This is a genomic window from Mesorhizobium escarrei (genome assembly GCF_935825525.1).
Lineage (GTDB): Bacteria > Pseudomonadota > Alphaproteobacteria > Rhizobiales > Rhizobiaceae > Mesorhizobium > Mesorhizobium escarrei.
Genome location: NZ_CAKXZT010000174.1, coordinates 95,440 through 109,910, shown reverse-complemented (window position 1 = coordinate 109,910; position 14,471 = coordinate 95,440). Strand labels below are relative to the sequence as shown.

At 63.5% G+C, this 14,471-nt stretch carries 15 protein-coding genes and 2 pseudogenes; 13 read left to right on the top strand and 4 right to left on the bottom strand.

What is annotated here, in order from left to right; translation table 11 throughout:
- Positions 1–316: 316 nt before the first annotated feature.
- The 8 genes and pseudogenes from NMG80_RS34325 to NMG80_RS34290 form a co-directional block, all read left to right on the top strand.
- Positions 317–469 (top strand): annotated as a pseudogene (locus tag NMG80_RS34325) (hypothetical protein); the annotation flags it as partial.
- A gap of 312 nt (positions 470–781) precedes the next feature.
- On the top strand, positions 782–1,909 hold the full coding sequence (locus NMG80_RS34320; protein WP_254022241.1) for a transporter substrate-binding protein: 1,128 nt from the start codon (positions 782–784) through the stop codon (positions 1,907–1,909).
- Entirely contained in the window at positions 1,906–2,508 is a 603-nt protein-coding gene (locus NMG80_RS34315; protein ID WP_254022240.1) for an ANTAR domain-containing response regulator, read from the top strand. Before NMG80_RS34320 ends, NMG80_RS34315 begins: the two co-directional genes overlap by 4 nt.
- Positions 2,486–3,394, top strand: a complete 909-nt coding sequence (locus tag NMG80_RS34310; RefSeq protein ID WP_436798748.1) for an ABC transporter permease — start codon at positions 2,486–2,488, stop codon at positions 3,392–3,394. The genes NMG80_RS34315 and NMG80_RS34310 overlap by 23 nt, the downstream gene beginning before the upstream one ends.
- A complete protein-coding gene (locus NMG80_RS34305) occupies positions 3,391–4,311 on the top strand; it encodes an ABC transporter permease (RefSeq protein ID WP_254022239.1) in 921 nt (306 codons plus the stop codon). The genes NMG80_RS34310 and NMG80_RS34305 overlap by 4 nt, the downstream gene beginning before the upstream one ends.
- A gap of 91 nt (positions 4,312–4,402) precedes the next feature.
- Positions 4,403–5,998 (top strand): ABC transporter substrate-binding protein, encoded by a 1,596-nt coding sequence (locus tag NMG80_RS34300; protein WP_436798749.1) that lies wholly within the window; start codon positions 4,403–4,405, stop codon positions 5,996–5,998.
- Positions 5,988–6,932: an acetamidase/formamidase family protein gene (locus NMG80_RS34295; RefSeq protein ID WP_254022237.1), complete on the top strand. Its 945-nt coding sequence runs from the start codon at positions 5,988–5,990 to the stop codon at positions 6,930–6,932. Before NMG80_RS34300 ends, NMG80_RS34295 begins: the two co-directional genes overlap by 11 nt.
- On the top strand, positions 6,929–8,776 hold the full coding sequence (locus NMG80_RS34290) for an ABC transporter ATP-binding protein (protein WP_254022236.1): 1,848 nt from the start codon (positions 6,929–6,931) through the stop codon (positions 8,774–8,776). The genes NMG80_RS34295 and NMG80_RS34290 overlap by 4 nt, the downstream gene beginning before the upstream one ends.
- 27 nt (positions 8,777–8,803) lie before the next feature.
- On the opposite strand, the gene NMG80_RS34285 is transcribed toward NMG80_RS34290, so the two are convergent.
- Positions 8,804–9,292, bottom strand: coding sequence for a methyltransferase family protein (locus NMG80_RS34285; protein WP_254022235.1), 489 nt, complete (start codon positions 9,290–9,292; stop codon positions 8,804–8,806).
- Positions 9,293–9,420: 128 nt separating this feature from the next.
- Between NMG80_RS34285 and NMG80_RS34280 the strand changes: the two genes are divergently transcribed.
- Together NMG80_RS34280 and NMG80_RS34275 are read left to right on the top strand one after the other, a co-directional pair.
- Entirely contained in the window at positions 9,421–9,924 is a 504-nt protein-coding gene (locus NMG80_RS34280; protein ID WP_254022234.1) for a MarR family winged helix-turn-helix transcriptional regulator, read from the top strand.
- 192 nt (positions 9,925–10,116) lie between these two features.
- Positions 10,117–10,437, top strand: coding sequence for a hypothetical protein (locus NMG80_RS34275; RefSeq protein ID WP_254022253.1), 321 nt, complete (start codon positions 10,117–10,119; stop codon positions 10,435–10,437).
- A gap of 72 nt (positions 10,438–10,509) precedes the next feature.
- On the opposite strand, the gene NMG80_RS34270 is transcribed toward NMG80_RS34275, so the two are convergent.
- Positions 10,510–10,743: a hypothetical protein gene (locus tag NMG80_RS34270; protein ID WP_254022233.1), complete on the bottom strand. Its 234-nt coding sequence runs from the start codon at positions 10,741–10,743 to the stop codon at positions 10,510–10,512.
- A 369-nt stretch (positions 10,744–11,112) separates the two neighbouring features.
- Here NMG80_RS34270 and NMG80_RS37605 point away from each other — a divergent pair, with 369 nt between their 5' ends.
- The 3 genes and pseudogenes from NMG80_RS37605 to NMG80_RS37600 all read left to right on the top strand — a co-directional run bounded on the left by NMG80_RS37605 (position 11,113) and on the right by NMG80_RS37600 (position 12,892).
- Positions 11,113–11,568 (top strand): type I restriction-modification system subunit M N-terminal domain-containing protein, encoded by a 456-nt coding sequence (locus NMG80_RS37605; RefSeq protein ID WP_436798747.1) that lies wholly within the window; start codon positions 11,113–11,115, stop codon positions 11,566–11,568.
- A complete protein-coding gene (locus NMG80_RS34260) occupies positions 11,556–11,828 on the top strand; it encodes an HsdM family class I SAM-dependent methyltransferase (RefSeq protein WP_367186055.1) in 273 nt (90 codons plus the stop codon). Before NMG80_RS37605 ends, NMG80_RS34260 begins: the two co-directional genes overlap by 13 nt.
- A 192-nt stretch (positions 11,829–12,020) precedes the next feature.
- Positions 12,021–12,892 (top strand): annotated as a pseudogene (locus NMG80_RS37600) (HsdM family class I SAM-dependent methyltransferase).
- Here the strand turns inward: NMG80_RS37600 and NMG80_RS34245 are convergent.
- Together NMG80_RS34245 and NMG80_RS34240 are read right to left on the bottom strand one after the other, a co-directional pair.
- Positions 12,839–13,999, bottom strand: coding sequence for a recombinase family protein (locus NMG80_RS34245; RefSeq protein WP_254022229.1), 1,161 nt, complete (start codon positions 13,997–13,999; stop codon positions 12,839–12,841). The pseudogene NMG80_RS37600 and the gene NMG80_RS34245 sit on opposite strands and share 54 nt — an antisense overlap.
- Positions 13,989–14,186 (bottom strand): hypothetical protein, encoded by a 198-nt coding sequence (locus tag NMG80_RS34240; protein ID WP_123151217.1) that lies wholly within the window; start codon positions 14,184–14,186, stop codon positions 13,989–13,991. The genes NMG80_RS34245 and NMG80_RS34240 overlap by 11 nt, the downstream gene beginning before the upstream one ends.
- Positions 14,187–14,471 lie beyond the last annotated feature (285 nt).

The following is a 14,471-nucleotide window of genomic DNA, read 5'->3' as shown; positions in this document are numbered from 1 at the left end:
ACTCAAACGCGATTCCCCTGCCCCAAGTGGGGGGAGATGTCCGGCAGGACAGAGGGGGGCGCGAAGGATCACTACAGATCAGCATTTATCCCGGTCCGCTGCATTCTTCGGCTGATGTCACGGGATAAATCCCAGGGTCTGCGCCGCGTCGCTTCGCTCCTTGCTCCGCCCAGGATGACGAAGCGATAGGCGTTTCCGCCAATCGCCAAGGTATGTAACGCACGCACAGGTAACCTGCGCCGGCCGTCGCCGAGGCGTCGATCAGGGTCACCAATGTCACCGTGAAGCCGGCGAGGATGTCGGCGTCGTCACCTACAGCGACCACGGCCATTCCTCGGGCAAGGTGCTGGCGACCGCGCATCTGCGGCTGCCATTCACGCGGATCGGCACGGTGCTCAGCATCGACATCGATGGCGCACCGACACGCGCGGTCGTGGCGCGTTCTTCGATCCTGACGGGGCGAGGCTGAAAGCGTAACCTAGCTGTGGCTCCAGCCAGCCGCCGAAGTAATATTCAAGGCAAGACCCGCTCGTTAGCGCAGGTGCGTCGCGCAGGCGGGACACGCCATTCCGGATAGGACGAATTCTCGGCGAGGCCCTTCGCGCAACCAGATGCAACGCGGTCACTTTCCCGGCCCTCGCTTTTCCCGCTTGACTGACCCGCCGTACCGAATACGCTAATGGGGAAAATACCGGCTCCGACCGCCGGGCGGCAAAAATGCCTCGTATGCCTCGCCTTCCGCGGCGGCGGCTGCGGGGCATTGTTATTTTTGGGGATTTGCTTGGGACGGCGTATCGAGATCGGCATCCTTTATTCGCGGTCGGGCAACTACCGCCTGCTGTCCGAATCCTGCCGTTCGGGTGCGATGACGGCCATCGCCGACATCAATGCCGATCCCGCCATCCCGATCGAATTCGTTCCGGTGGAGCGCGACCCGCAAGGCAACATCGACGGCTACGCGACGGGCTGCGCCGACATTCTCGGCAACAGCGGCGCGCGCCACATCATTGGCTGCATCACGTCATGGAGCCGCAAGGAGGTCATTCCGATCCTCGAGCGCGCCGGCGGCACGCTCTGGTACGCCTGCCCCTATGAGGGCTTCGAAGCGAACGAGCATGTCGTCTACATGCACGCTTGCCCAAACCAGCACCTCGTCCCGCTGCTGGCCTATGTCGTGCCGCGCTTCGGCGCCAACGGCTTCCTGCTCGGCTCGAACTATATCTGGGGCTGGGAGACCAACCGTGTCGCCCGCGACCTGATCGCCGACGCCGGCGGCAAGGTTTTGGGCGAGCGCTATCTGCCGCTCGGCGAGGTCGATGTCTCCAGGCTGATCGCCGAGATCCAGGCCACCCGGCCGGATTTCGTCCTGAACAACCTGATCGGCTCCTCGTCCTATGCCTTCATCGCGGCCTATGCCGAACTTGCCGAACGCGACCCGCATTTCAGGCCGGAGCGCTGCCCGATCCTGTCCTGCAATCTGACCGAATGCGAGTTGCCGGCGCTCAACGAGGCGGGCAATGGCCACCTTTCCGTCGGGCCGTACTTTCACGATATCTCGGCAGCGGATCGCCAGGGCGATTCGGCGCCCTCCATCATGCCTGCCTCGTCCTTCGAGGCGGCGGCCTACGCCTCGGTGCGGACGCTTGCCGAGATCCTCGCCCGCAATCCCGGCGCACAATGGCCGGACCTTCCCCAGGCCTTTGCCGGAACCTCGTTTCGAACCCCGCTCGGCGACATCTCCATCGACCCGCAAACCCAGCACGCCACCTTGCCGGTGCAGATCGGGCGCATCGAGGGGACCGCATTCAAGACCGTCACGCTGACCAAGGGAGTGGCGCCTGATCCCTATCTGTCCCGCTATGACCGGACCGAGACGTTCGGCCGCCCACGCCTGAGGGTGGTGTCGTGAGCAAGGTCCCGCGCATCCCGAATCTCGGCGGCGCCAGGGCCTTTGTCCTGCATCGTCCGCATCCGACGGTGCAGGCGATCACGCGGCAATTGTCGGCCATCGGCCTCGAGACGGTCGGCTGCTGGCCGGAACTGCCGGCCGAGGCGCTGGCGGCGGATTTCGTCTTCTTCGATGCCGATCTCGGCTTCGATGAACAATTCCCATGGGCGCCGGGTGAGGCGCCGATGCCGCTGGTGGCGCTGATCGGCTCCGAAGCGCCGGGCCGCATCGAGTGGGCGCTGTCGCACAAGGCCGACGCCCAGTTGCTGAAGCCGGTCGGCAATGCCGGCGTCTACAGCGCCCTTCTGATCGCGCGGCAGAGTTTCGAGGCGCGCAAGCTTTTGGCAAACGAGATATCGTCGCTTCGCCTGCGCGTCGCGGAGCGCCAGACCATCGTGCGCGCGGTGGAGGCCTTGTCGAAAGGCGCCGAGGACGGCCGCGCCTATGCGCAGCTCCGGTCGCTGGCGATGAGCTGGCAGATCAGCGTCGAGGAGGCCGCGCGCAGGATCGTGGCGATGACGGAAGAAGAAGGCGGCGATGACCAATCCCATCGCGCCTGACCTTCCGGCAACCGGGCGCATGCCGGCCAGGCCGCGCGCCGGCGTCTGGCGGCGCCTGGTCAAGCGTCCTCTGGCATTGATCGGCCTGGTGATCGTTGCCGTCGTCTTGGCTGGCGCCATCCTGGCGCCGTGGCTGACGGGCTACGATCCGAACGAGCAGATGTTCGACGGGCTGACGCTTGAAGGCGCGCCCTTGCCGCCGAACGCCAGCTTCTGGCTGGGCACGGATCTGCTCGGCCGCGATCTGCTGACCCGCATCCTTTTCGGCGCGCGCACCTCGCTGATCATCGGCATCGTCGCCAACGGCGTGGCGCTTCTGATCGGCACGCTGGTCGGCGTTACCGCGGGTTATTTCCGCGGCTGGATCGGCAGCGCGCTGATGCGCTTCACCGATCTGATGATGGCCTTTCCGGCGCTGCTGCTCGCCATCTGCCTGGCGGCGGTGCTCCAGCCGAGCCTGTGGATCGTCGCCATGGTGATCGCACTGGTGAACTGGGTGCAGACCGCGCGGGTCATCTACACCGAGACCAGCTCGCTCGCCGAGCGCGAGTTCATCGACGCCGAGCGTACGATCGGGGCCAGCGCATCACGCATCCTGTTTCGCCATATCCTGCCGCATCTGCTGCCGACGATCATCGTCTGGGGCACGCTCGGCATCTCGACCACCGTGCTGCTCGAAGCAACGCTCAGTTATCTCGGCATCGGCGTGCAGCCGCCGACCGCATCCTGGGGCAACATCATCTTCGAGAACCAGACCTATTTCCAGGCAGCGCCCTGGCTGGTCTTCTTTCCGGGTGCGGCGATCCTGGCGCTGGCGCTGGCCTTCAACCTCATCGGCGATGCGCTGCGCGACATCCTCGATCCGACGCAAAGGGGCCGGGCATGATCGCCTATCTCGGCCGCCGCGTCATTCAATCGCTGCTCATCCTGCTCGGCGTCTCGCTGATCACCTTTGCGCTGCTCTACCTGCTGCCCGCCGACCCCGTCCGCCAGATCGCCGGCCGCAGCGCCACGCCCGAGACGGTCGAGAACATCCGCCGGCAGCTCGGCCTCGATCAGCCCTTCTTCATCCAGTACTGGCACTATCTGACCAGCCTGCTCAGCGGCGATCTCGGACGCTCCTACATCCAGCGTTCCGAGGTCACTGAGCTCATCGTCTCGCGGCTGCCGGCAAGCCTGCTGCTGATGGTCGGCGCCATCCTTTGCGAGCTGGCGATCGGCCTGACGATGGGCCTGCTTGCCGCCGTCAGGCGCGGCACCGCCACCGACCAGACACTGATGGTGGCGTCCTTCGTCGGCGTCTCGGCGCCGCAATTCGTCGTCGGCCTGCTGCTCCTCTATGTGTTCGCCGTGCGACTCGGCTGGTTTCCGATCGGCGGCTACGGCACCTGGCGCCATTTGGTGCTGCCCTCGCTGACCATGGGGATCCTCGGCGCCGGCTGGTACGCTCGCATGATGCGCTCGTCGATGATCGACGTGCTGCGTCAGGACTATATTCGGACCGCCCGCGCCAAGGGCCTTGCGCGCGGCGCCATCATCTTCCGCCACGCACTGCCCAACGCCATCCTGCCGGTCATCGCCATGATCGGCATCGACATCGGCATCTTCATGGGCGGCATCGTGGTGGTCGAAAGCGTGTTCGGCTGGCCCGGCATCGGCCAGCTTGCCTGGCAGGCCATCCAGCGCGTCGACATCCCGATCATCATGGGCGTCACCCTGGTTTCGGCCTTCGCCATCGTGCTCGGCAATCTCCTGGCCGACACTGTCGCACCGTTCATCGACCCGCGCATCAAGCTCAGATGAAACCAAAAAGAGACCGATAAAAACCAGAGAAAGGGAACATGAGATGAAGAAATTCTTGACCTCCACCGTTACGGTATCGGCGCTCGCGCTGATGCTCGGCATGACAAGCGTACGCGCCGAAGACGCCGTCGATCCGAACGCCAAGCAGGGCGGCGCGATCACCATCACCTACAAGGACGACGTCGCCACGCTCGATCCGGCCATCGGCTATGACTGGCAGAACTGGTCGATGATCAAGAGCCTGTTCGACGGGCTGATGGACTACGAGCCGGGCACCACCAACCTGCGCCCAGACCTCGCCGAGAGTTACGAGATCGCGCCCGACGGCAAGACCTTCACCTTCAAGCTGCGCCAAGGGGTGAAGTTCCACAATGGCCGCGAGATGACCGCCGAAGACGTGAAATATTCGCTTGATCGCGTCACCAATCCGAAGACACAGAGCCCGGGCGCCGGCTTCTTCGGCTCGATCAAGGGCCATGAGGATGTCGCTGCAGGCAAGGCGGAAAGCCTGGCGGGCGTCACCGTCGTCGACCCCTACACCATCAAGTTCGAACTGACCCGGCCCGACGCCACCTTCCTGCATGTTATGGCCATCAACTTCTCGCATGTCGTGCCGAAGGAGGAGGTCGAGAAATACGGCGCGGATTTTGGCAAGCATCCGGTCGGCACCGGGGCTTTCAAGTTCGCCGAATGGACGCTCGGCCAGCGCGTCGTCTTCGAGCGCAACCCGGATTATTGGCACAAGGGCCTGCCGCATCTCGACAAGGTCACCTTCGAGATCGGGCAGGAGCCGATCGTCGCCCTGCTGCGGCTGCAGAAGGGCGAGATCGACGTGCTCGGCGACGTTATTCCGCCGGCCAAGTTCCAGGAGGTGATGGCCGATCCCGAGCAGAAGGCCCGTGTCGTCGAGGGCGGCCAATTGCACACCGGCTACATCACCATGAACACCACCATGGCGCCCTTCGACAATGTGAAGGTGCGGCAAGCGGTCAACATGGCGATCAACAAGGACCGTATCGTCCAGCTGATCAACAACCGCGCGGTGCCGGCCAACCAGCCGCTGCCGCCGTCGATGCCCGGCTACGACAAGGAATTCAAGGGCTATCCCTATGACGTGGCCAAGGCCAAGGCTTTGCTTGCCGAGGCCGGTCATCCCGATGGTTTCGACACGCAGCTGTTCGCCATGAACACCGATCCCAACCCGCGCATCGCCCAGGCGATCCAGCAGGACCTGGCGGCAGTCGGCATCAAGGCCAGCATCCAGTCGCTGGCGCAAGCCAATGTCATCGCGGCCGGCGGCGACAAGGCCGGCGCGCCGATGATCTGGTCCGGCGGCATGGCCTGGATCGCCGATTTCCCCGATCCGTCGAACTTCTACGGGCCGATCCTCGGCTGCGCCGGCGCGGTTCCTGGCGGCTGGAACTGGTCGTGGTACTGCAACAAGGATCTCGACGCCAAGGCGGCGGAGGCCGACTCGATCGTCGATCCGGCCAAATCAGGCGAACGTGCCAAGATGTGGAGCGCGATCTACCGCAAGATCATGGAAGACGCGCCCTGGGTGCCGGTCTTCAACGAGCAGCGCTTCACCATGAAATCGCCCCGGATGGGCGGCGCCGACAATCTCTATGTCGACCCCGTCCATATCCCGATCAACTACGACTATGTGTATGTGACCGATGTGCAATAACTGCGACTACACCATCCACGGGCGCCATCACCATTTCGGCTGGGACAATTCCTTTGTCCCGACTGAGCGGGTGGCGCCCGGTTCGACGATCGAGTTCCAGTGCCTCGATTCGTCGGGTGGCCAGCTTCAGGCCGACAGCACCGTTGCCGACGTCGCTTTGCTCGACTTCGCCAAGGTGAACCCCGTCACCGGGCCCATCTATGTCGAAGGTGCCGAGCCGGGCGATGCACTGAAGGTGACGATCGAGGCGTTCAAGCCGTCGGGCTTCGGTTGGACGGCGAACATTCCGGGGTTTGGCCTGCTCGCCGACGACTTTCCGGAACCGGCGCTCAACATCTGGAAATACGACGCCGCCTCGCTCGAGCCGGCGCTGTTTGGCAGACAAGCTCGCGTGCCGCTGAAACCGTTTGCCGGCACCATTGGCAACGCGCCGGCCGAAATGGGTCTCCACTCGGTCGTGCCGCCAAGGCGCGTCGGCGGCAATCTCGACATCCGCGATCTCGCGGCGGGTACCACGCTCTATCTGCCGGTGGAGGTGGCCGGTGCGCTGTTTTCGGTCGGCGATACGCATGCCGCGCAGGGCGACGGCGAAGCGTGCGGCACGGCGATCGAAAGCCCGATGGATGTCGTGCTCAAGCTCGACCTGGTTAAAAATGCGCGGCTGAAGACACCCCGCTTCACGACGCCTGGTCCAGTGACGCGCCATCTCGACGCCAAGGGCTATGAGGTGACGACCGGCATCGGACCGGACCTGATGACCGGCGCCAGGGAAGCGGTCTCGCAGATGATCGACCTGCTTGCCGGCCGCTACGCAATGGACCCGGTCGAGGCCTACATGCTGGTTTCGGTCTGCGGCGATCTCCGGATCAGCGAGATCGTCGACATGCCGAACTGGGTGGTGTCGTTCTACTTCCCGCGCTGCGTCTTCGAATGAGCAAAGGCGGAGGCGACAAGCGGACCGGGGTTTATGCCCCGGCCGTTTCGGCCGCGGCCGGAGCGGTGCTGGAGATCTCCGGCCTTACCGTCAGCGTGCGTGGCGAAGACGGCGAGCGGCCGGTGGTATCAGACCTATCGCTGACGCTTGCGCGCGGCGAGACGCTTTGCATTGCCGGTGAATCCGGTTCCGGCAAATCGATGACCGCGCTGGCGATCATGCAGTTGCTGCCGTGGCCAGCCGCCCGGATAGAATCCGGCACGATCCGGCTTCATGACAGAGATCGGGGCGATATGGACCGGCGCTACATTGATCTGGCGGCACTCGATGAGCGCCGGATGCGCCGCATTCGCGGCGACCGCATCGCGATGATCTTCCAGGAGCCGATGACATCGCTCAATCCGGTGCTGTCGATCGGCCGGCAGCTGGTCGAGTCCATCGAGGCCCATACCGACCTGTCCCGCGCCGAGGCGCGCCGGCGCGCCATCGAGGCGCTGAAGGCCGTGCGCATCCCGGAAGCCGAAAGCCGGCTAAAACAGTTTCCGCACGAACTGTCCGGCGGCATGCGCCAGCGCGTGATGATCGCCATGGCGCTGGCGCTGAAACCGGATGTGCTGATCGCCGACGAGCCGACGACGGCGCTCGATGTCACCGTGCAAGGCGAGGTGCTGGAACTGCTGCGCGATCTGCAGCGCGAACACGGCACCAGCATCATCCTCATCACCCACGACATGGGCGTGGTGGCCGAAATGGCCGATCGCGTCGTCATCATGCGGCACGGCCGCATGGTCGAGCAGGGAACCGCCGCCGATATCTTTTCCCGCCCGCAAGCCGACTACACGCGCGAGCTGCTCGCTGCCGTGCCACGCATTGGTACCGGCGTCGGCCGCCAAAAATCCGCCGAACAAAAATCCGTCGAAGCGGAAATGCCCGGAAGCGTGGCGGTGGTCAACGATCTGCATGTCCGCTTCGACCTGCGCGGTGGCTTCTTCGGCCAAGTCAGCCGCCGTGTCCACGCCGTCGAAGGCATCAGCTTTTCGATCGCCCCGCACGAGACGCTGGCGCTGGTCGGCGAGTCCGGCTGCGGCAAGTCGACCACCGCGAAGGCGTTGGCCGGGCTTGTGCCCTACCACGGCGATATCGTGATCGGCGGACGCAATCTGGCGGGCCTTGGCCGTGACCAGCGCAAGGCGGTTCGCCGCGATGTGCAGATGATTTTCCAGGATCCTTACGCCTCGCTCGACCCGCGCATGCGCGTCGGCGACCTCGTTGCCGAGCCGCTGTTGATCCATGGCATCGCCTCGAAGGAAGAGCGCAGCCAGCTTGTAGCGGCATTGTTCGAACGCGTCGGCCTCTCAGCCGACCAGATGGAGCTCTACCCGCACGAATTCTCGGGCGGCCAGCGCCAGCGCATCTGCATCGCCCGCGCTCTGGCGCTCAGGCCCAAGCTCATCATCGCCGACGAAAGCGTTTCGGCGCTCGACGTGTCAGTGCAGGCCCGCGTGCTCGACCTGCTGAAGGAACTGCAGCGCGAATTCGGCATCGCCTATCTGTTCATCTCGCACGACATGGGGGTGGTCGAGAACATTTCCGATCGTGTCGCCGTCATGTATCTCGGCCAGATCGTCGAAATGGGCACCCGCGATCAGGTATTTTCGAACCCGCGCCACCCCTACACGAAGCGCTTGATCGAGGCCGTGCCGGTGCCCGATCCGGCAAGGCGCCGGCCGCGTTTTGCGCGTCTCGACCAGGAGATCCCGAGCCCGACTCGAAAAATCGGCGAAGAGCCGCCGAAACTGGCCCTGAAGGATGTTGGCAACGGTCATCTTGTTGCTGTTTCCTGACGCCGCTGTCGGCATTTTTTGCGACGCTCAGAGCCAGCGCCTCACGCGTTGCCTGTAGTCGCGATACGCATCGCCGAAACGCCGCTCGAGATAGGCCTCCTCGCGGGCGACGACGCCGTAGCGGATCAGGATTGCCAGCGGCAGCGTCAGGACAAGGATCCAAATATTCTGCGCGGCGACGCCGATGCCGCCATAGATGAGAAACATGCCGAGGTAGATCGGATTGCGCGTCCAGCCGTGGATGCCGGTCGTCACCAGCACGCGCGTCGGCTCATTCGTCGGCACCGGCGTCTCCGCGCGCATGAAGTTGCGAATGCCCGCGGCGAAAAGCGCAAAACCGATCACGATCAGCGAGCCGCCGAGGATCCAGGTGACCAGGCCATACCTGGGGAACGGCAAGCGCAGCAGGCGATCGAGGACGAAGCCAATGAGGAAAGCAGCGAGAAAGAGCAGCGGCGGTCTCGCGATGACGCCTGCCGTTCCGCTGTCGGGTTGCCCAGCCTGGTCCATTGCCATGTCTGCTCCCGCAGATGACTAGGGCTACGAAGCCCATAGCCGCCTAGAAACGACAACTAAGGTGTCATTCTAAAAATTGACCGAGGTGTCAATCGCAGAGATTGGCCCGGACAAAAGGAACTGAAGCGATGGCGTCGGCACGACACGGGACTGACCGAACGACGGGGACGGACCCCATCGCTGACGGCAAGGCCGAGGCGATCACCGAGCTGATGCTCGAAGTGGCCCAGTGCTTCTTCAGGATACGGGCTCTCGGCCAGAAGACAGGGCTCATCACCAGTTGGGGCGGCGGTGCGTTCGGCTTCATGCGAAGCCTGGCGCTGCTTGGTCCGCTCACCGTGCCGCAGATCGCCCAGATGCGCCCCACCAGCCGTCAGCGCATGCAGCGGCTGGCGGATGAGCTTGCGGCCGAGGGGCTGGTCGAATTCATCGACAATCCAAAACACCGGCGCTCGAAGCTTGTGCAGCTGACGCGCAAAGGCGCCGCGCGCTACGGCGAGCTGAACGCCCAGCTCCTGGCGATCGCGTCGACCATGGGCGTCGCTCTCGACGAAGCCGATATCCGCAAGACCGCCGGGATCGTGCGGCAGCTGAGCGACGATGTGAAGGTGCGGTCGGAGCGGCTGTCGTAGCGCTGACGCAAAGGCTCCGGCGCCATTGAAGGGATTCCCCGACGCTTGAGCGATGAGTTCGCCGATCTCGTGCCGTTTTCCACTTCCGTCCGACCCGCCGGCGAACGATTGCCAGCCGGAACCTCTGCGGAGCTGAGGCGTTCGAACCGCAGGAGCTGAGAGCTGCACCTGCAATTTGCAAAGAGTACTGCAATGGCTCAGAAATCAAAGATAACGACAGGCACGAACGACCGGCCGCGCAACGAAACCATAGGCCAATCCGGCGAAGGTCTGCCCGATGACAGCAGCACGTCGCTTGAGGTCGACGAGGCCGCGGTCGCCCGGTTGAGAAAGCAACTGCAAAGCAAACCCGAGCAATTTGGCGAAGCCAATCCCGACGAAGTCCCGGCGGGCATTCCTGGCACCGGCGAGAATTTCTGTCGCCGCTGCGCCGGGACAGGCATGATCGACGGCCGCACCTGCCCCGATTGCGGCGGAACCGGAAAGGTGACGACGCCGATAGGCGGCGGCTGAGAAGATCAGGGGAAGCGATCTCGCGGCAACCTCGATCCCTGAAGCGCCAAGGGCCGATCCAAATTGCGCGGATCAGATCGCCGGCACCCACTTCCAGAACACGCCCTCCATCCGTTCGGGGTAGTATTTGAACTCGCATTCGAAGCGCCATCCGTAGGTCTTGGCGGCCGCCAACGCTTCCTTGCTGACCGGGTTCATGCCCGTTCCCGGCGCGAACCAGTCCTCCAGCAAATCGTCGGGCACGTAGGCGCCGATCCTCAAAGGCAGCTTTTCGAGGACGACATCCATTTCCTCAGGTGCGGACAATGGGCTCTCCCTTCGAGATCTAACCAGGAACAAGTGATTTGAGGCCGATTGGGTTCCAGAGCATCCCAGGATCGAGGTGAGCGTGATGGTCCGCAGGGCTGGATTCGACGTCTGGCTTTATGGGATGTGGCCGTAACAGGAGGACCCGGGGGTTGTGGCGGGTCAAGGTTCAGTGGGGAGGGTGAGAGGCCAGTCTGTCCGCGCTGGTCATCGTCTACCAACCCAAGCCGTCCAATCGTCCACCAAGGCTCAATCCATCGCGGTGTGGCGTACAAGTCGCTCCTTGACTGTACGCAGTCGGTCGATTCTATCTCCTCCGGGGAGTGTTCGCATTCCAAGTTGAAGAAATAGCTATGGCGGACTGCTGACATGAACCTGCAAACCCACGAGAATTTGAAGTCTACCATCTGGGAAATTGCCAACCGACTTCGCGGCCCCTATCGACCGCCGCAATATCGGCTGGTCATGCTTCCGATCGTCGTGCTGCGCCGACTGGATTGCGTTCTGGAGCCGACCAAACACGCTGTGCTCAAGGAACACGCCAAGCTGACCGCGCAGAAGAAGCCGGAAAGCGCGATGGACAACCTTCTCAGCAAGGCGGCGGACCCGAAGCGTAAGAAACAAGGCTCTACAATACCAGCCCGTTCACCTTTCAGCGGCTGCTCGGCGACCCCGAGAACATCGCGCCCAACCTCGTTTCCTACATCAACGGATTTTCCTCCACCGCGCGGACTATCTTCGAGCGCTTCAAATTTGCCGACCAGATCGAAAAGCTCGACGCCAGCAACCGGCTTTTCACCATCGTCAAGGCGATGGCCGATGTAGACCTGCACCCCGACCGCATCGACAATTTGCAGATGGGGTATCTGTTCGAGCATCTCGTGATGCGATTCAACGAACAGGCTAATGAAGAGGCTGGCGACCACTTCACGCCGCGCGAGGTCATCCGCCTGATGGCGAACCTTGTCTACACCGGCGAGCGGGATGTCTATACGCCGGGCATCTTCCGCACGATCTACGATCCGGCCTGCGGCACTGGCGGAATGCTGTCGGAATCCGAAAAGTTCATTTCTCGGCCAGAATGACCGCGCCGAACTCGCCCTGTTCGGGCAGGAGTACAATGACGAGTCCTGGGCGATCTGCTGCTCGGACATGCTCATCAAGGACGAGGACACCAGCAGCATCGTGCTTGGCGACACGCTGGGCGACGGCAAGACGCGCGACGGCTTCAACAATGGTGAGCGTTCCACTATCTGCTCGCCAACCCGCCCTTTGGCGTGGAATGGAAGGACCAGCAAAAGGTTGTCGAAAAGGAGCACAAGGAGTTGGGCTTCTCCGGCCGCTTCGGTGCCGGGCTGCCCGCGATCAATGACGGCTCGCTGCTGTTTCTGCAGCACATGATCTCCAAGATGCATATCTACAAGGAAGGGGACGAAAACGCCGTCGGCTCCAAGATCGCCATAGTCTTCAATGGCTCGCCGCTGTTCTCGGGCGACGCCGGGTCCGGCCCATCGAACATCCGCCGCTGGATCATCGAGAACGACTGGCTCGACGCCATCGTGGCCTGCCCGACCAGCTTTTCTACAATACCGGCATATTCACCTATGTTTGGCTCGTCACCAACCGCAAGGCCCCCGAGCGGCGCGGCAAGGTGCAGCTGATCGACGGCACCCGCTTTTTCAAGCGGATGACGAAGAGCCTCAACAACAAGCGCAATGAGATCACCGAAGATCAGATCCGCGAACTCACCCGCATCTATGGCAACGGCCAGGATGGCGAGACGGCCGACGTGCGGATCAACGGCGATACCGAAACGCGGGTCGTCTCGCGTATCTTCGAGAACCGAGAGTTCGGCTTCCTCAAGGTGACTGTGGAGCGCCCGTTGCGCATGAACTTTGAGGCGGCGGCGGAACGCATAGCCAAGCTGGACGGCCAGAGACCCTTCATCAATCTCGCCGGTTCTGCGGATCGATGGCGTCGTATTGCCGGAATGCCCGATCGGCGCTGTAGCGTGCCGCCTCGCGATCGCGCATCAGAGCATCGCGGACCTGATCGCGGCGACTGGCCGCTTGCGCTTCGGCCTCGACGGCCGCGGCTATCGCTCCCGGCTCGACAGAAGAGCTTCCTCGATGACGTCGTCGACGCGTAGTCCACCCAAGGCGATGCAACGCGGCTCGCCATTGTCAAGCAGACCACGCCAGCAGGAATAGCGCGGAATGTTGTGTTTGGTTCCCGTGTAGCGGACCGTCAGCTTGCGGCCGCAGCGCCGGCAGCGGACAAGGCCGGCGAGCAGAGCGTCGCCATGCTTGGGCGCCCCGTGATGCCGGCTCGTGGGCACGTTGTCGCTCACCATCTTGCGGATCGCTTCCGCCCTTTCCCAGCCGACGTAGCCTTCGTGTGCACCCGGGATCAGCGCCAGCCATTCATCACGCGCCTTACGGCGGCTGCGCGAGCGAATGGCTGTTGCATCATATCCCGACGCAGCACGAGTCTTACCATAGGCGTAGGCGCCGCCGTAGATCGGGTTCTCGATCATTCGGTGGATGGTCGCATAGCTTGGCCTGCGCCAGACCACATCGCCATTGTTGCGCTTGGCAGGCAAATCCAGCCCATGTTCGAGGAACCAGAGCAGGGCCTGGCGGGCACTGCCAAGTTCCGCCACCTTGTCAAACACAAGGGTGATGGCCTCCTGCATGCGACGATCGGGATCCTTCTCCAGCCGGTCGCCGACCTTCACAAAGCCGACCGGGGCAGCGACGACGAGTTCACCGCGCCGGGCCTTCTCATAGCGGGCCGACAGGGAGCGCTGACGCAGAAGATCGAGCTCATACTCGTTGAGACTGCCCTTCAATCCCAGCAGCAGCCGGTCATTGCCCTGGCGCGGTGCGTAGACCGTCTCCTGGTCGATCAGCACGGTATCGACGACGCGGCACATCTCGATGAGCTGCTGCCAGTCGCGGCTGTTGCGGGCGAAGCGCGATACCTCCCGCGCCGCAACCGCCCCAACCTTGCCGAGACAGACTGCGGCGACCATCCGATCGAAGCCCGCTCGCGCGATACCGCCAGCAGCAGAGCGGCCGAGATCGTCATCGACCGTCTCGATGCAAGACCAGCCGAGTGCCACCAGGCGATCGCGCATCGCATACTGCAGGGCGCGGCTCTCACGATTGTGCAGAACCTGATGGGCCGAGGACTGCCGCACATAAAGGATCGCCTTGCGCTCCAGATGATGGGGCCGGATCTTCTCATGCATCATGGCGCGCCTCCTCCAGTGGAACGGTGCGCTCGCCGTCGACGTGGTCGAGGATCAGGCGCACCATCAGCTTTGTCAGCGTCAGGCGCGTCTCTTCCGGCAGCGCCTGCCATGGTGGCATCTGCGCGGTCTGCGCGTCGTGCGGGTTGGAGAACAGATCGAACTGATATGTCGTAGGCTGGCGCGGCATGGACCTCTCCCCGATTCGCGTCGTGAGGACCCGATGCTGCGCCCGAATCCTCCAATTGCGATGGGGTGTGGGAATTGGCCGTCGCGTCCTGCAGCAGTGTCACCAAGACGCCAAGCGTTCTGGGATCGACATGTGGGGCAGCGGCAATGCGCCACGCGGTGCAGACCGCGCGATCAAACATCCAGGCCGGAACCTCCAGCCACCGATCGGAGGCGTGGCCGGAGAGACTGCAGCGGAAAACCTCCCGGTCTGCCTTCTCGATCACCTCATGAACGTGAACACAAC